This window comes from Terracoccus sp. 273MFTsu3.1, from assembly GCF_000383675.1.
Classification (GTDB): Bacteria; Actinomycetota; Actinomycetes; order Actinomycetales; family Dermatophilaceae; genus Terrabacter.
In genome coordinates, this window is the sequence record NZ_KB911821.1 from 18,826 (window position 1) to 38,900 (window position 20,075).

21 protein-coding genes are annotated in these 20,075 nt (G+C 70.6%); 7 read left to right on the forward strand and 14 right to left on the reverse strand.

Annotated features, from left to right (window positions below; genetic code table 11):
- Window positions 1–209 precede the first annotated feature (209 nt).
- Complete coding sequence (locus tag H283_RS0105715; RefSeq protein WP_020142555.1) at window positions 210–1,604, reverse strand: glycine--tRNA ligase; 1,395 nt, start codon at window positions 1,602–1,604, stop codon at window positions 210–212.
- A gap of 78 nt (window positions 1,605–1,682) precedes the next feature.
- On the opposite strand from H283_RS0105715, the gene H283_RS0105720 reads away from it, so the two are divergent.
- The 5 genes from H283_RS0105720 to H283_RS0105740 all read left to right on the forward strand — a co-directional run bounded on the left by H283_RS0105720 (window position 1,683) and on the right by H283_RS0105740 (window position 5,358).
- Window positions 1,683–1,973: a DUF6703 family protein gene (locus H283_RS0105720; RefSeq protein ID WP_020142556.1), complete on the forward strand. Its 291-nt coding sequence runs from the start codon at window positions 1,683–1,685 to the stop codon at window positions 1,971–1,973.
- 64 nt (window positions 1,974–2,037) lie between these two features.
- Window positions 2,038–3,039, forward strand: a complete 1,002-nt coding sequence (locus H283_RS0105725; RefSeq protein WP_020142557.1) for a metal ABC transporter substrate-binding protein — start codon at window positions 2,038–2,040, stop codon at window positions 3,037–3,039.
- Complete coding sequence (locus tag H283_RS0105730; RefSeq protein WP_020142558.1) at window positions 3,036–3,881, forward strand: metal ABC transporter ATP-binding protein; 846 nt, start codon at window positions 3,036–3,038, stop codon at window positions 3,879–3,881. Before H283_RS0105725 ends, H283_RS0105730 begins: the two co-directional genes overlap by 4 nt.
- Window positions 3,878–4,933: a metal ABC transporter permease gene (locus tag H283_RS0105735; protein ID WP_020142559.1), complete on the forward strand. Its 1,056-nt coding sequence runs from the start codon at window positions 3,878–3,880 to the stop codon at window positions 4,931–4,933. Before H283_RS0105730 ends, H283_RS0105735 begins: the two co-directional genes overlap by 4 nt.
- Window positions 4,930–5,358: a Fur family transcriptional regulator gene (locus H283_RS0105740; RefSeq protein WP_020142560.1), complete on the forward strand. Its 429-nt coding sequence runs from the start codon at window positions 4,930–4,932 to the stop codon at window positions 5,356–5,358. The genes H283_RS0105735 and H283_RS0105740 overlap by 4 nt, the downstream gene beginning before the upstream one ends.
- 111 nt (window positions 5,359–5,469) lie before the next feature.
- On the opposite strand, the gene H283_RS0105745 is transcribed toward H283_RS0105740, so the two are convergent.
- On the reverse strand, window positions 5,470–6,249 hold the full coding sequence (locus H283_RS0105745; protein ID WP_020142561.1) for an isoprenyl transferase: 780 nt from the start codon (window positions 6,247–6,249) through the stop codon (window positions 5,470–5,472).
- Window positions 6,250–6,286: 37 nt separating this feature from the next.
- Window positions 6,287–7,015, reverse strand: coding sequence for a DNA repair protein RecO (recO, locus tag H283_RS0105750; RefSeq protein WP_020142562.1), 729 nt, complete (start codon window positions 7,013–7,015; stop codon window positions 6,287–6,289).
- 121 nt (window positions 7,016–7,136) lie between these two features.
- On the opposite strand from recO, the gene H283_RS0105755 reads away from it, so the two are divergent.
- The gene (locus H283_RS0105755) at window positions 7,137–7,787 is read left to right on the forward strand and encodes an alpha-ketoglutarate-dependent dioxygenase AlkB (protein ID WP_020142563.1); all 651 of its coding nucleotides are present in this window, start codon (window positions 7,137–7,139) and stop codon (window positions 7,785–7,787) included.
- Window positions 7,788–7,801: 14 nt separating this feature from the next.
- Complete coding sequence (locus H283_RS0105760) at window positions 7,802–8,617, forward strand: maleylpyruvate isomerase family mycothiol-dependent enzyme (RefSeq protein ID WP_020142564.1); 816 nt, start codon at window positions 7,802–7,804, stop codon at window positions 8,615–8,617.
- Window positions 8,618–8,627: 10 nt separating this feature from the next.
- On the opposite strand, the gene H283_RS0105765 is transcribed toward H283_RS0105760, so the two are convergent.
- The 11 genes from H283_RS0105765 to H283_RS0105815 form a co-directional block, all read right to left on the reverse strand.
- Complete coding sequence (locus tag H283_RS0105765) at window positions 8,628–10,166, reverse strand: hypothetical protein (RefSeq protein ID WP_020142565.1); 1,539 nt, start codon at window positions 10,164–10,166, stop codon at window positions 8,628–8,630.
- A 36-nt stretch (window positions 10,167–10,202) separates the two neighbouring features.
- Window positions 10,203–11,960, reverse strand: a complete 1,758-nt coding sequence (gene leuA, locus H283_RS0105770) for a 2-isopropylmalate synthase (protein ID WP_020142566.1) — start codon at window positions 11,958–11,960, stop codon at window positions 10,203–10,205.
- Window positions 11,961–12,164: 204 nt separating this feature from the next.
- Entirely contained in the window at window positions 12,165–13,544 is a 1,380-nt protein-coding gene (locus H283_RS0105775) for a hypothetical protein (protein WP_020142567.1), read from the reverse strand.
- Window positions 13,544–13,687 (reverse strand): hypothetical protein, encoded by a 144-nt coding sequence (locus H283_RS27585; RefSeq protein ID WP_020142568.1) that lies wholly within the window; start codon window positions 13,685–13,687, stop codon window positions 13,544–13,546. Before H283_RS27585 ends, H283_RS0105775 begins: the two co-directional genes overlap by 1 nt.
- Before the next feature lie 40 nt (window positions 13,688–13,727).
- Window positions 13,728–14,093, reverse strand: coding sequence for a VOC family protein (locus tag H283_RS0105785; RefSeq protein ID WP_020142569.1), 366 nt, complete (start codon window positions 14,091–14,093; stop codon window positions 13,728–13,730).
- Window positions 14,094–14,157: 64 nt separating this feature from the next.
- Window positions 14,158–15,132, reverse strand: coding sequence for a GTPase Era (gene era, locus H283_RS0105790; RefSeq protein ID WP_020142570.1), 975 nt, complete (start codon window positions 15,130–15,132; stop codon window positions 14,158–14,160).
- Complete coding sequence (locus H283_RS0105795) at window positions 15,113–16,426, reverse strand: hemolysin family protein (protein WP_020142571.1); 1,314 nt, start codon at window positions 16,424–16,426, stop codon at window positions 15,113–15,115. Before H283_RS0105795 ends, era begins: the two co-directional genes overlap by 20 nt.
- 19 nt (window positions 16,427–16,445) lie before the next feature.
- On the reverse strand, window positions 16,446–16,913 hold the full coding sequence (ybeY, locus tag H283_RS0105800; RefSeq protein WP_020142572.1) for an rRNA maturation RNase YbeY: 468 nt from the start codon (window positions 16,911–16,913) through the stop codon (window positions 16,446–16,448).
- Complete coding sequence (locus tag H283_RS0105805; protein ID WP_020142573.1) at window positions 16,910–18,100, reverse strand: PhoH family protein; 1,191 nt, start codon at window positions 18,098–18,100, stop codon at window positions 16,910–16,912. The genes ybeY and H283_RS0105805 overlap by 4 nt, the downstream gene beginning before the upstream one ends.
- Window positions 18,101–18,113: 13 nt before the next feature.
- Window positions 18,114–19,646: a S10 family peptidase gene (locus H283_RS24165; protein ID WP_020142574.1), complete on the reverse strand. Its 1,533-nt coding sequence runs from the start codon at window positions 19,644–19,646 to the stop codon at window positions 18,114–18,116.
- Window positions 19,643–20,002: a histidine triad nucleotide-binding protein gene (locus H283_RS0105815; RefSeq protein WP_020142575.1), complete on the reverse strand. Its 360-nt coding sequence runs from the start codon at window positions 20,000–20,002 to the stop codon at window positions 19,643–19,645. The genes H283_RS24165 and H283_RS0105815 overlap by 4 nt, the downstream gene beginning before the upstream one ends.
- Window positions 20,003–20,075: the final 73 nt, after the last annotated feature.

Below are 20,075 nucleotides of genomic sequence, written 5' to 3' on the forward strand. Positions count from 1 at the left end.
TCAGGCTTGCCTCCGGGTTCGGTCAAGAGAAGTCCTTGAAACCCATTTCATCGTCAGGACGCCCGGCTCAGGATGCGAACCCCTTTGTGACCGGTGATGATTCGCGCGCATGGGGCAGACGGCGCTTGGGGCTCACGTCGCCCCGGACGGACGTATGCCGCCCACCCGGGTGGGCGGACGGCATACGTCGGCGGTGTCGTGACGTGGCGTCAGCAGCCGATGAGGCGCTGCGCGAGGTAGCCCTCGACCTGGTCGAGTGCGACGCGCTCCTGGGCCATCGAGTCGCGCTCGCGGATCGTCACGGCGTGGTCCTCGAGCGTGTCGAAGTCGACGGTGATGCAGAACGGCGTGCCGATCTCGTCGTGGCGGCGGTAGCGCTTGCCGATGGCGCCGGCGTCGTCGAAGTCGATGTTCCAGTGCCTGCGCAGCGTGGCCGCGAGGTCGCGCGCCTTGGGCGAGAGGTCGGCGTTGCGCGAGAGCGGCAGCACCGCGGCCTTGACCGGCGCGAGGCGCGGGTCGAGGCGCAGCACGACCCGCTTGTCGACCCCGCCCTTGGTGTTGGGGGCCTCGTCCTCGTGGTACGCGTCGACGAGGAACGTCATGAGCGAGCGGGACAGACCGGCCGCCGGCTCGATGACGTACGGGGTGTACTTCTCGCCCGTCTGCTGGTCGAAGTAGACGAGGTCGGTCCCCGAGTGCTTGCTGTGCGTCGACAGGTCGAAGTCGGTGCGGTTCGCGATGCCCTCGAGCTCGCCCCACTCCGAGCCGACGAAGTTGAAGCGGTACTCGATGTCGACGGTGCGCTTCGAGTAGTGCGAGAGCTTGTCGGCGGGGTGCTCGAAGTGACGCAGGTTGTCGGGGTTGATGCCGAGGTCGACGTACCAGCGGGTGCGCTCCTCGAGCCAGTACTGGAGCCACTCGTCGTCCTCGCCCGGCTTGACGAAGAACTCCATCTCCATCTGCTCGAACTCGCGGGTGCGGAAGATGAAGTTGCCCGGCGTGATCTCGTTGCGGAAGCTCTTGCCGGTCTGGGCGATGCCGAACGGCGGCTTCTTGCGCGAGGCCTGCATGACGTTGTTGAAGTTGACGAAGATGCCCTGGGCGGTCTCGGGGCGCAGGTAGTGCAGGCCCGACTCGTCCTCGATGACGCCGAGGTAGGTCTTGAGCATCATGTTGAACTCGCGGGGCGCGGTCCACTGACCCTTGGTGCCGCAGTCGGGGCACACGATGTCGGACATCGGGATCGAGTCGGGGTCCTCGATGCCCTTCTTCTCGGCGAGCGCCTCCTGGAGGTGGTCCTGGCGGCGGCGCTTGTGGCAGCTGAGGCACTCGACGAGCGGGTCGGTGAAGGTGCCGACGTGGCCTGAGGCGACCCACGTCTCGCGCGGCAGGATGATCGAGGAGTCGAGGCCGACGACGTCGTCGCGGCTCGTCACCATCGACTTCCACCACTGCCGGCGGATGTTCTCCTTGAGCTCGACGCCGAGGGGACCGTAGTCCCAGGCAGACCGCGTGCCTCCGTAGATGTCGCCGCTCGGGAAGACGAAGCCCCTGCGCTTGCAGAGGCTGACGACGGTGTCCACGATGGATGTCTGCTTGGCCATGCGGGACAGGTTATCGGGCCGGCGCCACTGCTTTGCCACGCGTCCGGGGTATGCCGTCGCGTCCCCTAGGCTCGTCGCGTGGCCCTGAGCTTCCGTTCCCGTCTCGAGCACGCCTCCTACCCGTGGGTGGAGCGGCTCAACGCCGTCCCGCGTCCCGTCGCCCTCGGCGGCCTCGTCGTCCTGCTGGCGGTCGGCATCCTCGCGCCGCGCCCGTGGGGCGGTATCGCCTTCCTCGTCGTCGCGGCCTTCGTCGGCTGGCTGCTCTTCCTCACGTGGCAGCGACTGACCCTGCCGGAGCGGCTGATGCGCACGGCAGTGCTCGTGCTCGCCGTGGCCGTCGCCGTGGTGAGGATCGTCCCGGCCGGCTGAGTCGGACGCCTCCTTCGCGAGAACGGTTTTGACAATCATTCTCACTTTGAGAATGATGGGTGCCATGCCCTCCGCTCCCCCACGCCGAGCCCTGTCCGCGATCCTCGCCGCGACGGCACTGGCGCTCACGACCGCTTCGTGCCAGCGCGGTCCGGACACCGGATCGGGCGCCGGCTCCGCGGACGGCTCGATCGTCACGTCCTTCTACCCCATCCAGTTCGCGACGCAGCAGATCACCGGCGGCCGGCTCCCCGTGACCGTCCTGACGAAGCCCGGCGCCGAACCGCACGACCTCGAGCTGGCGCCTCAGGACATCGGCGGCATGACCAAGGCACGCCTCGTCGTCTACGCCGACGGCTTCCAGCCGGCGGTCGACGAGGCCGTCGGGCTCGTCGACGCCGCGAAGGTGCTCGACGTCGCCGACGTCGCGAAGCTCGTACCCGCGTCGAGCGACGGCAGCGACCACGCCGACGAGTCGGGCACCGAGACGGAGCCGCACGACACCGGCGGCACCGGCGACGGGCACGACGGCCACGACCACGGCGCGGACGACCCCCACTTCTGGCTCGACCCGTCGCGCTACGCGGCCGTGGCCGAGGCCATCAGCGCGCGCCTGTCCGCGGACGACCCGGAGAACGCCCCGACGTACGCGAAGAACACCGCGGTCTTCGTCGAGAAGCTCTCCGAGCTCGACGACGAGATGCGGACGGGCCTGCGCCAGTGCACGGTCAAGGAGCTCGTCACGAGCCACGCCGCCTTCGGCTACCTCGCGGCGCGCTACGGCTTCCACCAGCACGGCATCACCGGCGTCTCGCCCGAGGCCGAGCCGAGCGCGGCGGCCCTCAAGGCCGTCGGTGACCTCGTGAGGTCTGCCGGCGTGACCACGATCTACCAGGAGACGCTCGTCGAGCCGCACTTCGCGCAGACGGTCGCGGAGTCGACGGGTGCGAAGGTCGCGACGCTCGACCCCATCGAGGGGATCACGAGCGCGTCGGTCGGCTCCGACTACTTCGAGGTCATGCGGAGCAACCTCGTGACCCTGCGCGACGGTCAGGAGTGCTCATGAGGTCGGCGCCGCTCGTCTCCCCGGATGCCGCCCCGTCGGACGCGGTCGTCACCCTGCAGGGCGCCAGCTTCGGCTACGGCGACGGCGCCGTGCTCAGCGACGTCGACCTGTCCATCCGCAAGGGTGAGATCGTGGCGATCGTCGGACCGAACGGGTCGGGCAAGTCGACGCTCATGAAGGGCGTGCTCGGCCTCAACGAGCGGGTGGCCGGCACCGTGACGCTCTTCGGCACCGACAGCACCGAGTTCCACGACCGGGCCCGGCTCGGCTACGTGCCCCAACGGCACACCCTCTCGGCGTCGGTGCGGGCGACGGCCGAGGAGATCGTCGCGACAGGACGCCTCCCCCGCATCGGCTGGCTCGGCCGGCTCCGCGCCACCGATCGGCAGATCGTGGCCCGCTCGCTCGACGTCGTCGGCCTCGCCGACCGCGCCGCCACCGAGGTGAGCACGCTGTCGGGCGGCCAGCAGCGCCGGGTCCTCATCGCTCGTGCCCTCGCCGGGCAGCCCGAGGTCCTCATCATGGACGAGCCCACCGCCGGGGTCGACGCGGCGAACCAGCACGTGCTCGCCGACGTCCTCGACCGCCTCGTCGAGCGGGACGTCACCATGGTCATCGTCACGCACGAGCTCGGGGCCCTCGAGCGCCTGCTGACCCGCATCGTCGTCATCGACGGCGGACGCATCCGCTTCGACGGGACACCGCAGGCGTACGCCGCCGCGCGCGACAGCGTGCACCACGACCACGACAGCCACCACCACGACCTCGAGCTCGACGGGCACCACCCGTCCCTGGCCCACGGCCCGCTCGACGTCGACCACACCGACAGGAGCCGACCGTGATCGACCTGCTCTCCGTCGACTTCATGCAGCGAGCGCTCATCGCCGCGCTGCTCGTGGGCACCGTCGCCCCGATGGTCGGGATCTTCCTCGTCCAGCGCCGGCTCTCGCTCATCGGTGACGGCATGGGCCACGTCGCCCTCGCCGGCGTCGCGATCGGCCTGGTCGCCGGGGCCGCGCCCGTGCTGACGGCACTGCTGGCCGCCGTCGTCGCCGCCGTCGTCATCGAGCTGCTCCGGGCCCGGGGCCGCACCAACGGTGACGTGGCCCTCGCCGTCATCTTCTACGGCGGCATCGCGGGCGGCGTCGTCATCATCAGCAAGTCCCCCAGCGGCACTCCCGCGAACCTCATGAAATACCTTTTCGGGTCGATCCTCACGACCCAGCGCACCGACCTCTACGTCTTCGCCGGACTGGCCCTGCTCATCTCCGTCACCACGTGGGCGCTTCGGCCACGCCTCTTCGCGGTGGCCAACGACGAGGAGTACGCCCGCGCCGTGGGCCTGCCCGTGCTGCCGCTCAACATCGTGCTGGCCGTCCTCACCGCGACCACGGTGGTCGTCGCCATGCGCGTCGTCGGGCTCCTGCTCATCAGCGCGCTCATGATCGTGCCCAACGCCGCGAGCCAGCTCGTCGCCCGGTCGTTCAGCGGTGGCCTGAGATGGGCCATCGCCTTCGGTCTCGTCTCGTCCGTCGGAGGCGTGGCGCTCTCCTACCCGCTCGACACCCCGTCCGGCGGCACCATCGTGCTGCTCGCCGTCGCGCTCTTCGTCGTCACGGCCCTCGTGACCGGCGTCATGGCCAGGGTCGGCGGTCGGAGGCACGACGTCGCGGAGACCCATGCGCACGAGCACGGCGCTGAGTGCGGGCACCCCGCAGTGACCCACGGCGACCACGTCGACTACGTCCACGACGGGCACCTGCACGCCGCCCACGAGGGCCACTACGACGAGCACGGCGTCCACCACGACCACCCCGCACCGCCCGGCCCGGAGACGGCGAGCACGGGCCCGGCCGGCACGACCGCCGGCCCGACGACAGGATCGAGACCATGACGAGCGGCACCAACACCTCGAGCACCGCGGCGACCTCACGCAAGCCGACCCGGCAGCAGGTGGCGGTTGCCGAGCTGCTCGAGCGCTCGGACGACTTCACCTCTGCCCAGACGGTTCACGCCCGGCTCCGCGACGCGGGAGCCGGCGTCGGGTTGGCAACGGTCTACCGGACGCTCCAGTCGATGGTCGAGGCCGGCACGGTCGACGTGCTGCGCACCGACGACGGCGAGGCGGTCTACCGGGCCTGCTCCACCCACCACCACCATCACCTCGTGTGCCGCGCCTGTGGTCGCACCGTCGAGGTGGAGGGTCCCGCCGTCGAGAGATGGGCCGACAAGGTCGCGAGCGACCACGGCTTCAGCGGCGTGACACACACCCTCGAGATCTTCGGCACCTGCGCCGACTGCACCGCCACCGCCGACTGACCCCAGCAGCTCTCCGCACCGAACGCCGCGTTCGGTCTCGAAAGCCGTGTTCCACCGAGGTTCTCGACACCGAACGCGGCGTTCGATCGAGAAGGCCGCGTGCCGCTGCCGTCAGGAGCTGGCTGTCGGGGTGTCGACGGCTCCGCCGTAGCGGCGGTCGCGGTCGACGTACTCCTCGATGGCGGCCCAGAGGTCGCGACGGTCGTAGTCGGGCCACAGCCGGTTCTGGAAGACCATCTCGGCGTAGGCCGACTGCCACAGCAGGAAGTTGCTCGTGCGCTGCTCGCCCGAGCTGCGCACGAAGAGGTCCACGTCGGGCATCGTCGGCTCGTCGAGGTAGCGCTTGATCGTCTTCTCGTCGACCGAGCCCGGCCGGAGCCGACCGTCCTTGACGTCGTGGGCGATCCGCTGCACGGCGTCGGCGATCTCGGCACGACCGCCGTAGTTGACGCAGAAGTAGAGGGTGAGCCCGGAGTTGTGCTGCGTCAGCTCCTGGGCGATCTCCAGCTCCTTGATCACCGAGCGCCACAGGCGCGGCGCGCGTCCCACCCAGCGCATCCGCACGCCCCACTCGTGGAGCTGGTCGCGTCGGCGGCGGATGACGTCGCGGTTGAAGCCCATGAGGAAGCGCACCTCGTCAGGAGAACGCCGCCAGTTCTCGGTCGAGAAGGCATAGGCCGACAGGTGGGTCACGCCGATGTCGATGGCTCCGGCGACGACGTCGAGCAGTGACGCCTCCCCGGCCTCGTGGCCCTTGGTCCGCGGGAGCCCTCGCGCGTTGGCCCACCGGCCGTTGCCGTCCATGACGATCGCGACGTGCTTGGGCAGCAGGGCAGGCGCGATGGCGGGCGGGGTGGCGCCGGACGGGTGCGGGAAGGGCTTGGCGTACATGGGTCTCCGGTCGGTCGGGATCGGGTTCGCTGCTGGCTCAGGCGCGCTCGACGAGGCGCAGCGACCGCAACCCTCGCTCGATGTGCCACTGGAGGAAGGCGGAGACGAGGCCGTTGCCCTGTCGACGGCAGCGCTCGTCGCTGGCGTCCGCGACGTCCCAGTCGCCGGTCAGCAGTGACGCGAGCAGCTCGAAGGTCTCGGGGGCGGGGGCGCTCGACCCGGGCGGACGGCATACGGAGCAGACGGCGCCGCCGGCCTGCACGTTGAAGGCCCGGTGCGGGCCCGGAGCACCGCACTTCGCGCAGTCGACGAAGCTCGGTGCCCAGCCGGCGACGGCGAGCGAGCGCAGCAGGTAGGCGTCGAGGACGAGCCCGGCGTCGTGGCTGTGCTCGGCGAGGGAGCGCAGCGCGCCCGCGAGCAGGAGGTACTGCTGCGTCTGGGGCTCGTGCTCCTCGGTGAGCTGGAGCGCCGTCTCGAGCATCGAGGTGGCGCACGTGTAGGCGATGTAGTCGCGGGCGATGGCGTCGCCGTAGGGCGCCAGGGTCTCGACCTGCGTGACGGTGTCGAGGTTGCGACCCTCGTAGCACTGCACGTCGATGACCATGCCGGGCTCGAGGCGCGACCCGAAGCGCGACTTCGTGCGACGCACACCCTTGGCGACGGCCCGGACCCGACCCCGCGTGCGGGTCAGCATCGTGATGATGCGGTCGGCCTCGCCCAGCTTGTGGGTGCGCAGGACGATCGCCTCGTCACGGTAGAGGGGCATGCACCCATTCTCTCCCCCGCCGGGGCGTGGGCGGCACCGCACGCGCCGGTGTTCACTCGGTCGCCGCGAAACGCCGCCATGGTTCGAACACCCGTTCGATCCCGTGGGCTATCGTGGGATCATGGACCTCTCCCTCCAGGGTTCGCTCCTCGACCTCACCGACGCGATGACGCTGCGCGACGTCGGCACCGGGAAGACCCGCCACCACCTGGCCCACGGCGCGTGGGTCGACGTCCGGCCCGGCTGGCTCGCGGCCGGCGACGAGCTCTTCACGGCCCTGCTGCGTGACGTGCCGTGGCACGCCGAGCGCCGGCAGATGTACGACTCCGTCGTCGACGTCCCCCGGCTGACGAAGTTCTACGCCGGCGACGAGACGCTGCCCCACCCGATGCTCGTCGAGGCCCGCGAGGCCCTGAGCCGGCACTACGCGCCCGAGCTCGGCGAGCCTTTCGTCACGGCCGGCCTGTGCCTCTACCGCGACGGTCGCGACAGCGTCGCCTGGCACGGCGACCGCATCGGGCGCTCGCGCGACAGCGACACGATGATCGCGATCCTCTCGCTCGGTTCCGCACGGACCCTGGCCCTGCGTCCCCGTGACGGGGGGCCGATCCCCGGCTCGACGTCAAAGAGCTTGCGCTATCCCCTCGGACATGGTGACCTCGTCGTGATGGGCGGCACGTGCCAGCGGACGTGGGACCACTCGGTCCCCAAGACGTCCGAGCCGATGGGGCCGCGCATCTCGGTGCAGTTCCGTGTAGCCGGCGTTCGCTGACAGGAGACCCACGTATGCCGTCCAGCCGCTCAGGTGGCCCCCTTCCCTTCCTCGACCACCTCGCGGCCGACTCGGCCCGCTTCCGGACGGTGCTCGCGACGGCGCCGGCCGATGCCCGGGTGCCGACGTGTCCCGACTGGGACGCCGACGACCTGCTGTGGCACCTCGGTGAGGTGCAGTGGTTCTGGGGCGAGATCGCCGAGCGGGGGCTCACCGACCCGGACGACCTCGACGCGATGAACGCGACCCGTGAGGAGCGCCCGGCCGACCGCGCCGGGCTGCTCGCCTTCTTCGACCGCTCGAGCGAGCGGCTGCACCGGGTGCTCGGCGGGCTTCCCCCCGAGACGCCGCTCTGGATGTGGTCCGACGACAAGACCGCCGGCTACATCCGCCGACGTCAGGCCCATGAGGCCATGGTGCACCGCGTCGACGCCGAGCTCACAGTCGGTGAACGGACTCCGCTCGACTGTCGGCTCGCCGCCGACGGCATCGACGAGGCCCTGCGGATCATGCGCGGCCACGAGCCCGAGCCCGACCTGACGCACGTGCCGGTCTCGGCGCCGGTGACGATCGCGACGGTCGATGCCATGCACGCCTGGACGGTCACCCCCGTCCGCATCACCGGCACGTGGAACGGCGACGAGATCGACGTGCTTCGCTTCCTCGTCAGCGACGGACCGGACGACGCCGCGGCTGCCGAGATCAGCGGGGCTGCGGCCGACATCGACTGCTGGCTGTGGAACCGCTCGGTCGAGGGCGAGATCAGCCGCGACGGCGACGCGGCGGCGCTGGCCGCCGTCGACGCCGTCCTCGCCGACTCGATCGACTGACCGGGGCGGCTCAGCCAGTGCGGCGCCCGAGGCGACCTGATCGCCTCGGGCGCGGGAGCCAGGCGTGGACCATCGCCGCCAGGACGACGACGAGGGGGACGAACGCGAACAGGTAGCGCGAGCGTCCCTGGAGCACGAGCGTGAAGGCCGCGATGCCGAGCACCGAGGCAGCGACGAGCAGCGTCTCCCGCCGGTAGGGGGCGCGCAGCAGCCCGATCCCGGCCACGAGAAGCACGGCCAGCCACAGGGCCTGGGTCAGGTCGGAGCGCAGCTCGTACGCCGCCCCGTGGTAGCCGTTGAGGTCGTGGACGATGCCGGTCACGCCGGTCGCCGGCTCGAGGGTGCCCGGCAGCGAGTCGCGACCCTCGCCCCAGGCCCAGAACATCCCGTCGCCCCAGTTCCAGGCCGCCTTGCTGCCGTAGAAGGCGAGCGTGCCGCCGAGACCTCGCGCGGCCCACCGGTCTGCGAGGACGCCCGCGGCATACGTCTTCATCTCGGCCTGGCTGCGGTCGGTCACCGCGTCGACCATCTCCCGTGAGTACGCGCCGTAGCTGACCGCCCCCGTGGTCGAGCGCTGCTCGTCGGCGCCGAGCGCGACCCACCAGAGGATCGGCGGCGAGACCGCCGAGTCGATGCGCGCGGAGTCGACCCCGGAGGCCGCGGTGGCCGCGGCACCCAGGCCCACGCCGAGGACGACGAACGCGAGGGCGGAGGCCGCGCAGGCGAGGATGACGCGCGCGCGCCGGGCCGGGAGGAGGTCGTGGTCGAAGATCGCGACGACCGCCGTGAGGACCGCGGCGATGGCGATGACGACCGGTGTGGTCTTGATGGAGTAGGCCACGGTCACCGACACGATCGCGAGCAGCCACAGGACGACTCGTCCGGTGCGCGGGCGTGGGGTCATGGCCCGGACGGCCAGGGCGACTCCCCCGACGACGAACGGCATCGCGTAGAAGTCGGTGTAGGGCACCGCCAGCCACGGGCTCGTGCCGACGAGGACGAGGGTCGCGAGCTGGGCCCCGAGGGAAGGACCGCGACCTGCGACGCGCCCGACGAGGTCGTGGACGGCATACAGCGTCAGGCCCACGCAGATCCCGTTGAGCGGGATGAGGACGGCCTCGGGTGCGAGCGAGAACGCCTGTCCCACAGCGACGCCCATTCGGTCGATGGCAAGCAGCGGCAGGTTGTTGGGGTAGAGGGAGAGGTAGTGGTACTCCCCCTGGCTGAGCGGTAGCCCTCCTTGGAGGTGGCGCGCCATGTCCATCACCATCCGCGCGTCCCAGCCGTAGCGGTAACGCGTCATGAGGCCGACGAGCGTCGCCACGACGCCCCCGCCGACCGCGACCACCACAGGCACCCACCGCCGCTTCGCCCATCCCGGGACACGGACGACCGCAGCGAGCAGGACCAGCCCGAGTGTGACGGGCACCACCACCTGCCAGCGGTGCTCGACGTTGACCGGTCGTGGCGCGACGAGTCCGACGACCGCGACCGCGACGAGCGAGACCCCGGCCAGTCGAAGCAGCGCTCGACCGACCGGGGACTCCATGGCGCCAGACGCTACCCCACGCGGGTGGGCGTCAGATCAGGCGTCCGACGAAGGGCTCGGAACGGCGTCCCGGTGTGCACGGTTGACCGCCGAGACGATCGCCTTGATGGACGCCGTGACGATCGACGGGTCGACACCGACACCCCACAGGACGCGGTCGCCCACCGCGCACTCGACGTACGCGGCGGCACGGGCGTCGCCACCGGCGGAGAGGGCGTGCTCGGCGTAGTCGAGGACCCGCACGTCAGGGGTGCCCTCGACGGTCGAGAGGGCGTCGACGAAGGCCGCGATCGGGCCGTTCCCCGTGCCGGTGACGGTCAGGGACTCGCCACCGTCGCGGACGGTCGCCTCGATCGTGCTCGCCCCGTCGACGGTCGAGTCGGTGACGACGTTGACGAGCTCGAAGCGGCCCCAGGCCCGGCTCGGGTCGGGGAGGTACTCGTCCTGGAACCTCGCCCACAGGTCGGCGGGAGCGACCTCGCCGCCGTCCTGGTCGACACCGCGCTGGACGACACCGGAGAACTCGATCTGCAGCCGACGCGGCAGGTCCATCTGGTGCTCGGTCTTCATGATGTAGGCGACGCCGCCCTTGCCGGACTGGCTGTTGACACGCACGACGGCCTCGTAGGAGCGGCCGAGGTCGTGCGGGTCGATGGGGAGGTAGGGGACGCCCCAGACGAGGTCGTCGATCCCCGTGCCCTTCGCCTCGGCCTCGGACGCCATGGCCTCGAAGCCCTTCTTGATGGCGTCCTGGTGCGAGCCGGAGAAGGCGGTGAAGACGAGGTCGCCGCCGTAGGGGTGGCGCTCGCCCACGGGCAGCTGGTTGCAGTACTCGACGGTGCGGCGTACCTCGTCGATGTCGCTGAAGTCGATCTGCGGGTCGATGCCCTGGCTGAAGAGGTTCATCCCGAGCGTGACGAGGCAGACGTTGCCGGTGCGCTCACCGTTGCCGAACAGGCAGCCCTCGATGCGGTCGGCGCCGGCGAGGTAGCCGAGCTCCGCCGCGGCCACTCCGGTGCCGCGGTCGTTGTGGGGGTGCAGGCTCACGACGATCGACTCTCGGCGCTCGAGGTGGCGGACCATCCACTCGATGGAGTCGGCATACACGTTGGGCGTCGCCATCTCGACGGTCGCCGGCAGGTTGACGATGATCTTGTGGTCGGGCGTCGGGTCGATGACGTCGACGACGGCGTTGCAGATCCGCATCGCGAAGTCGAGCTCGGTGCCGGTGTAGGACTCCGGCGAGTACTCGTAGTAGATCGTCGTGTCGGGGATCGTCTCCTCGAGCTTCTTGCACAGGCGCGCGGCCTGGACGGCGATGTCGATGATGCCGTCCTGGTCGAGGCCGAAGACGACCTTGCGCTGCAGTGCCGACGTCGAGTTGTAGAAGTGGACGATGGCCTGCTTGCTGCCCCGGATCGCGTCGTAGGTGCGTTCGATGAGGTGGTCGCGACACTGCGTCAGCACCTGGATCGTCACGTCGTCGGGGATGTGCCCACCCTCGATGAGCTCGCGGCAGAAGTCGAAGTCGGTCTGGCTCGCCGACGGGAAGCCGACCTCGATCTCCTTGTAGCCCATCTTCACGAGCAGCTGGAACATCCGGAGCTTGCGCTCGGAGTTCATCGGGTCGATGAGCGCCTGGTTGCCGTCGCGCAGGTCGACGGCGCACCAGCGCGGGGCCGACTCGATGCGTTTCGTCGGCCACGTGCGGTCCGGGAGCTCGAACGGGATCTGCTCGTGGAACGGGACGTACTTCTGGAACGGCATTCCCGACGTCTGCTGGGGGTGGATCATCGCGTCACTCTCTCGTCTGCGTTTCGCTCGGTGTCCGGCCGGACACGGGAAACTCCGCGACGAGGAGGGCCGGGATCAGGCCTCGTCGCGGCAGAGAAGAAGGAGGCTCACCGCTCGCACCCGTTCACCGTATGCCGGTCGCTCCGTCCCCGTCCACCCCTCGGGACCGCTGCCCGGATCGTGAGACCAGAGCCTGTGTCAGGCTCACGGGAAGTGGGGTATGCCGTCCGGACCGATGTTGGCTGCGCTTCCGCGGGTGCCCGGTGGGTCGGTGACGCCGTAGCTGACGTCGTCGCGATCCGAGCCCATCGCCGCCCATCCGAGCTCCACGCCGAGGGGGAGCGCACCTCCCCCGGCGGCTCTCTGGGCCCTGGCCTCGTCGGGTCCGCGACCGAGGGACCGCCAGACGCGCGCCTCGGACGCGACGATGTCGAGCTCCGTCCACGCCCGGGCCTCCTCGGCCGAGAACCCGGCCTCGACCCAGCGATGCCTGGCCCGTCGCTCGATCCCCACGGCGTCGAAGGCGAGCGCCTCCTCCGGGCTCAGCGTCGGGTCTGCCAGGGTCAGGGCCCTGGCGTCGCCCGCTTCCACGCCCGCCTCGCGCCACCGCAGGGCCCGGGACAGGTCGTCGGCCTCCCAGGCCGCGACATCCTCGACCGTGAGGCCGGCGTCGAGCCAGGCCTTGACGTACGCCGGCTCGCGCTCGAACATCACTGCTGACAGACGCCATACCGGCGCGTCCTCCGACAGCCCGATGCTCCGCCAGGCGATGACGCGAGAGACGTCGTCGTCCCGCGGCTCTCCCATCATGGCGGTGACGGACTCGCACCATTCGGGCACCGACCTGGGCGACAGACCGGCTCCGCCCTCACCGAGGGGCGCGGTCAGTGCGGCGAGGTCGTCGGGTCGCAGCCCGAGACGAACCCACTGGTCGACGTCCGGTCCGGTGGCGCCCTCGGGACGCCAGGCCAGGGCCGCATCCGCCTGGCGCCCGGTCCACCGGTCCCAGAGGGCGTCCTCGCCGTGATCGAGCACGTCCGCGGCCGCCCGCATCATGCCGACGGCGTCCCAGCCGAAGGCCTCGGCGTCGCGCACCTGTCTGATGGCGAGCAGGAGGCTGCCGGCACTGATCCCGGGCCACGGTGAGTGCAGCAGCCACAGTCGCCCCGAGGGCGGGGGCGGGAGACCCGCGGAGCGCGCGTGCCGCGCGAGCTCCCAGTGCTCCCGCTGCGGGTTGCGCATGTCCGGTTCGATGTACGTCTCGCCGGGTCCGTATGCACACACGCCGAAGCTGGGGACCCGGTCGTGCAGCCAACACCGATGCTGGGTAGGCCACACGGCCGGCAGAAGACCGACGTCGGAGCCGAGTCGCAGGGCGGCCAGCGGCTCCCACCCCTGCCGGACGAGAGCGTCGACCTCAGGGAGGTCGCGCGCCCCGGGTCGTTCCAGGTGCCCGCGTTCAGAGGCGGCCAGCCGCTCACCCGACTCCATGGCCGAAGCGATCTCGGCGAGGACCGCGGGGAGCGGCTCGAGGTCCGCCTCGGCGACGGCGGGTGGCGCGTGGAGTCCCCAGGGGTCGTCCATCAAGGCGTGTCCGTGAGCTGGGTGGTGTCGGGCTCGGTCGAGTCCTCGCGGGCGTCCGCGATCTGCTCCTCCGGACGTGGGGGCACCGTCTGGTCCTCCTCGAGGACCTCGAGCTCGTGGTCGTGCGCTGCCTGCTCGGACATGTGTGCCTCCTTGCCCGGAGTGTAGGGCGAGACACCGACCTCAGGTGCGTTGGCAGACCATGAGCGCGTTGCCGTCCGGGTCCTCGAACTGCACGAAGAAGACGCTGCCGATGTCCTCGACGTCCGAGGTGATCGTGACCTCGAGGCGCCGCAGGTGCTCGACCGTCGCCGCCATGTCGTCGGTCCAGAGGAAGAAGCGCGGCGGCCCGGACGCGATGAAGTCGGGGCGGTTCGCGTCGAGGGCGAGCCGGGTCTCCCCGTCGGTGGGGACGTCGTAGATCGTGTCCTCGTGGGAGGCCGCGCCGGGCTCGAAACCGAGCACGGCGGCATACCACCGGATGGCGGCAGCCATGTCGCGGACGGGGACGAAGACCTGACCGACGCGGCGCTGGATGGGACTGCTCATCGCGGCAGGTTAGAGCACCGCGCTGCGAGCCCGAAATCCGTTGCGCCGCAGCGCCGGTCGAGCGTCAGAAGCCGAGGCGCTGGAGCTGCTTGGGGTCGCGCTGCCAGTCCTTGGCCACCTTGACGTGGAGGTCGAGGTAGACCTTCTGACCGAGGAGGGCCTCGATGCCCTTACGGGCGTTGGTGCCCACCTCGCGCAGCCGGGACCCGCCGCGGCCGATGACGATGGCCTTCTGGCTGGGGCGCTCGACGAAGACGTTGACGCGCACGTCGAGCAGCGGCTTGTCGTCAGGCCGGCCCTCGCGCTGCACCATCTCCTCGACCACGACGGCGAGCGAGTGCGGCAGCTCGTCGCGCACGCCCTCGAGCGCCGCCTCGCGCACGAGCTCGGCGATCATGACCATCTCGGGCTCATCCGTGAGCATCCCGTCGGGGTAGAGCTGCGGCGAGCGCGGCAGGAAGGACGCGAGGACGTCGCGCACCTCCTCGACCTGGCTCCCGGAGACGGCGGAGCACGGGATGATCGCGTCCCACTCCCCCAGCTGGTCGATGGCGATGAGGTGCTCCGCGAGCCGTTCGCGGTCGACGGCGTCGGCCTTCGTGGCGATGGCGACGACCGGACGGCGTCGGACCGAGCGCAGCTCGGCGAGCTCGTGGGCGATGAAGGTGTCTCCGGGGCCGATGCGCTGGTCGGCGGGCAGGCAGAAGCCGATGACGTCGACCTCGAGCAGGGTCTCGCGGACGAGGTCGTTGAGGCGCTGGCCGAGGAGGGTCCGCGGCTTGTGCAGGCCCGGGGTGTCGACGAGGATCAGCTGGGCCGTCGCGGTCGTCGTGACGCCTCGGATCGTGTGGCGGGTCGTCTGCGGCTTCGAGCTCGTGATCGCGACCTTCTGCCCCACCAGCGCGTTGGTCAGCGTCGACTTGCCCGCGTTGGGCCGCCCCACGAGGCAGGCGAAGCCCGCACGGTAGTCGTCGGATCGGTCGGTCGTCCCCGAGGCCGAGGTGTCGCCGTGCGTCGGGTCAGCGTCCTGGGTGCCCATGGGCGTCCTCCGTCTCGGTGTACGCCGCGTCGTCCTCCGGCACCGAGGCCCGGTGCACGATGACCGACGCGACGCGGTGGCGGCGTCCGGCCATGCGTTCGGCCGTCAGCTCCAACCCGGCGACCGTACCGGACGACCCGACGATCGGGACCCGCCCGATCACCTTCGTGAGCAGACCGCCGACGGTGTCGACGTCCTCCTCGTCGATGGTGACGTCGAAGAGCTCGGCGAGGTCGTCGATGTCCATCGACGCCGGTACCCGCAGGGTGCCGTCCTCGAGCTGCTCGACGCCGGGGGCCTCACGGTCGTGCTCGTCGGCGATCTCGCCGACGATCTCCTCGATGATGTCCTCGATCGTGATGAGGCCGGCAGTGCCGCCGTACTCGTCGACGACGATGGCGAAGTGGTTCTGGTCGCGCTGCATCTCGCGCAGCAGGTCGTCGACGGGCTTGCTCTCGGGCACGAAGTGCATGGGCCGCATGACCTCGGTGGCGGGGTGGCGGCCGTCCTCGGGCGCGGCGTTGAGCCGGCGGGCGACGTCCTTGAAGTAGAGCAGGCCACGGACGTCGTCGCTGTCCTCGCCGACGACCGGGATCCGGGAGAAGCCGGAGCGGAGGAAGAGCGACATCGCGCTGCGCAGCGTCTTGTCCGCGTCGAGGACGACCATGTCGGTGCGGGGCACCATCACCGCGCGGGCGAGGGTGTCGCCGAGCTCGAAGACCGAGTGGATCATCTCGCGCTCGTCGGCCTCGATGACGTCGGAGTCACCGGCCATGTCGACGAGGTCGCGCAGCTCGGACTCGGTCTGGAAGGGGCCGTCGGTGTAGCCCTTGCCGGGGGTGACCGCGTTGCCGAGGACGACGAGGAGCTTGGCCACCGGCCCGAGCACGCGCCGCAGGCCGACGGCGAAGGGGGCGCTCCACAGAGCGACGGTGTCGTAGTTCTGGCGTCCGAGGGTGCGCGGGGAGACGCCGACGACGACGAACGACACGACGGCCATGATCGTGATGCTGATGAGGGCACGGCTCCACGTCGACTCGAACCGCCCGGCGACGGCCAGGGTGACGAGGACCGCCGCGGTGGCCTCGGCGACGACGCGCAGGAACGCGATGACCGAGAGGTATGCCGGGGAGTCGCCGACCACAATCATCAGCGACTTGGCGCCCGACCGGCCTTCGTCGAACAGCTCCTGGGCGCGCACGCGGGACATGCGGAAGATGGCGGCCTCGGCGGCCGACAGCAGGAACGCCACGACGATGCTGATGAGGGCCGGGAGCGCGAACTGCGGGAACATCTCGGTCTCTCGTCCGCGGTCAGACGCTCGGGCGGTTGCGCGTGGCGAGGAAGGTGAGGAGCAGCTGACGTTGCAGCTCGAACATCTCGCGTTCCTCGTCCGGCTCGGCGTGGTCGTAGCCGAGCAGGTGGAGGATGCCGTGCGTCGTGAGCAGCAGCATCTCCTCCATCGGCGCGTGACCGGCGTCGAGCGCCTGCTTCGTCGCGACGGACGGGCACAGCACGATGTCGCCGAGGGTGCCTTCCTCGGGCTCCTGGCCCTCACGCCCGGGCCGTAGCTCGTCCATCGGGAAGCTCATGACGTCGGTGGGCCCGGGCAGGTCCATCCACTGCACGTGGAGGACCTCCATGGCGTCCTCGTCGACGAGCTTGATGCAGAGGTCGGCCTGAGAATGCACACGCATCTGTTCCATGACGTAGGCGGCGCAGGCCAGCAGCTCGAGCTCGTCGACGTCGTGGTCGGTCTCGTTGAGGACGTCGATGCTCACGCGCCGGCCTCCGTGGCGTCACGGCGTCCACCGTGGTCGTCGCGGTCGGCTCCCCGGTCAGGGGAACGGTCGGAGGCCCGACGCGACCCGCGGTGGTCACGGTGGTCGCCCGACGCGGCTCGCGCCCGGGCGCGACGCTCGGCACGCACCTCGTCCCGCTCGTAGGCGTCGACGATCGCGCTGACGAGGCGGTGGCGCACGACGTCGTGCGAGGTCAGCTCGGCGAAGTGGACGTCCTCGACGCCCTCGAGGATGTCGCGCACGACGCGCAGTCCCGACCGGGTGCCACCGGGCAGGTCGACCTGGGTGATGTCGCCCGTCACGACCATCTTCGAGCCGAAACCGAGACGCGTGAGGAACATCTTCATCTGCTCGCTCGAGGTGTTCTGCGCCTCGTCGAGGATGATGAACGCGTCGTTGAGCGTGCGTCCGCGCATGTAGGCGAGCGGCGCCACCTCGATCGTGCCGGAGGCCATGAGCCGCGGGATCGTCTCGGGAGAGACCATGTCGTGGAGCGCGTCGTAGAGCGGGCGCAGGTAGGGGTCGATCTTGTCGTTGAGCGTGCCGGGCAGGAAGCCGAGTCGCTCGCCGGCCTCGACGGCGGGGCGGGTCAGGATGATGCGGTTGACCTGCTTGGCCTGCAGTGCCGCGACGGCCTTGGCCATCGCGAGGTAGGTCTTGCCCGTGCCGGCGGGGCCGATGCCGAAGACGACGGTGTGCTCGTCGATCGCGTCGACGTAGCGCTTCTGGTTCAGCGTCTTGGGACGGATCGTGCGACCGCGGCTGCTGACGATGTTCATCGTCAGCACGTCGGCCGGGCGCTCGGAGGTCTGTCCGCGCAGCATCGAGATCGACCGCTCGACGGCGTCGCGGTTGAGCGGCTGGCCGGTCGAGACGATCGTCAGCAGCTCGTCGACGAGGGTGTCGATGATCTCGAGCTCCCCGGCCGGACCCGTGAAGGTCATCTCGTTGCCGCGCACGTGGGTGTCGACGAGGGGGAACTGGCGCTCCATGGTGCGCAGCAGCTCGTCCCGGGGACCGAGGAGGGTCACCATCTCGATCGGCGGCGGGATCTGCCGGGTCAGCACCGGCGCGTCGCCGCCGCTCTCGGCTCCCGCGGGGAGCTGCGTGCCGTCAGGGGCGTCAGGGCCGGCGCTGTCGGATGGTCGAGGTTGCGCGTCATTCATCGTGGTGACGAGTCTACGTGTCGCGGCCCGAGCTCCTCACCACGAATTCCGCGAGGTCCTTGCTCTGCTGCACGCGTGACGGCTCGTGGACGTACATCATGTGGCCGGCCTCGTAGTAGGCGTGCTCGACGTCGGCGAGCCGGTCGGCGGGCAGCTGGAGGTGGGCCACGACGTCCTCCGCGGCGAAGTGCGGGGTGGCCCCGTCGTAGTAGCCGTAGGCGATGTGGACCTTGAGGTGCGGGTTCTGGCGCATCGCGCGCTCGAGCTTCGGTGAAACGTCGATGGGCCGCCCCTCGAAGTCCTTGAAGCTCCACGGGTGCACGAGGCGCGAGATCTGCTCGTAGTGCAGGTCGCTGACGTAGCCGAGCTCGTCGCGGACGTAGTGGTTCCAGGCCGCGGCGTAGGGGCCGGCGATGGCGTCGTGCGACGGGTCGGCGTCCATGTTCTCGGCGATGGCCGCGGCGGCCGGTCCGGTGAAGCGCGCGTCGAGGCGCCCCACGGACAGACGCTCGTCGCGCAGCAGCTCGGTGAAGTAGCGCCAGTGCTCGATGCGCAGATCGGCGCGGTCGACGTAGTCCTCGGTCAGCCCCGACAGCCGAGCCAGCGTCGAGACCGCCTCGGCTCGCTCGGCCTTCGTCAGCCGGTGCCCGCGGGATAGCACCCACGGGTAGTCGCGGGCGGCATACGCCTCGGCCTCGTCGAGGACGGACCGGAGGGAGCGGCGGCCGTGCTTGCCGTGGAAGTGGGCCACGGCGGCATACGTCGGCAGGTAGAGCGCGTGTGCGCGGTCGTTGCGCTGGTTCTCGAAGTCGACCGAGCTGAGGTCGAGGACGCTGCTGATGAGGACGAGCCCGTTGAGGTACATCCCGTAGCGGGACTGGAGGTGCTCGGCGAGCGCCGCGCCGCGGAGCGTGCCGTAGGACTCACCCGCGACGAACTTCGGCGACATCCAGCGGCCGTTGCGCGACGTCCAGAGCCGGATCAGCTCGCCGACGGACTCGATGTCCTTCTGGTAGCCGTGGTAGTCCCCCGGCTTGCCGCCCTCGACGGCTCGCGAGTAGCCGGTCGACATGGGGTCGATGAAGACGAGGTCGCTGACCGCGAGGAGCGACTCGGGGTTGTCGACGAGGTCGTAGGGCGGCGGCTCGAGAGCGCCGACGTCACCGGTGACGACGCGGCGCGGGCCGAGCAGGCCGAGGTGCAGCCAGACGCTCGAGCTGCCGGGACCACCGTTGAAGGCGAAGGTGACCGGACGTGAGCGCGCATCGGCGTCGTCGAGGACGTAGCTCGTCATCGACAGCTCCGCGCGCGCCTTGTGGCCGCCGAAGGTGCCGTCCTTGTGCTCCTCCTCGCGGAGCACGACCCGCCCCGTCGTCGCGGTGTAGCGCAGCCGGCGTCGGCCGATCTTGAGCGTGTGGTGGGTCGTCACGAGGTCGTCGACGGGATCGACCGGCTTCGCCTCGGCGTCGGCCGGCTTCGGCGTCTCGTCCGCCGATCCCGCTGTCGCCGTGGGCTTCTCGTCGGTGGTGGGGCGCTCGTCGCTCACACCATCCTCCCCTCGGTGAAGGCCGCGCCGGCGAGCACGTGGACGTGCGCGTGGAAGACGGTCTGGCCGGCGCCGCTTCCCGTGTTGACGATCATCCGGTGGGCGTCGGACACGCCCTCCTGCTCCGCGACGCGCGCGGCGAGCAGGAACACGTCGGTGAGGTCGTCACCGGACGCTGCCGCCAGCGCCCCGACGGTCGGCTCGTGCCGCCTGGGCACGACGAGGACGTGGACCGGCGCGGCCGGGCTGATGTCGCGGAAGGCGATCGACCGCTCGCTCTCGGCGACCCGGTCGGACGGGATCTCACCGGCGACGATCTTGCAGAAGAGGCAGTCACTGGGGGTCTGCGAGGTCATGACTGCACCCTAGGCACGACGTGGACCACGCGCATCCGTCCCGCCCGGCGCGGCGCTGCTCGGCCGGGTGGCG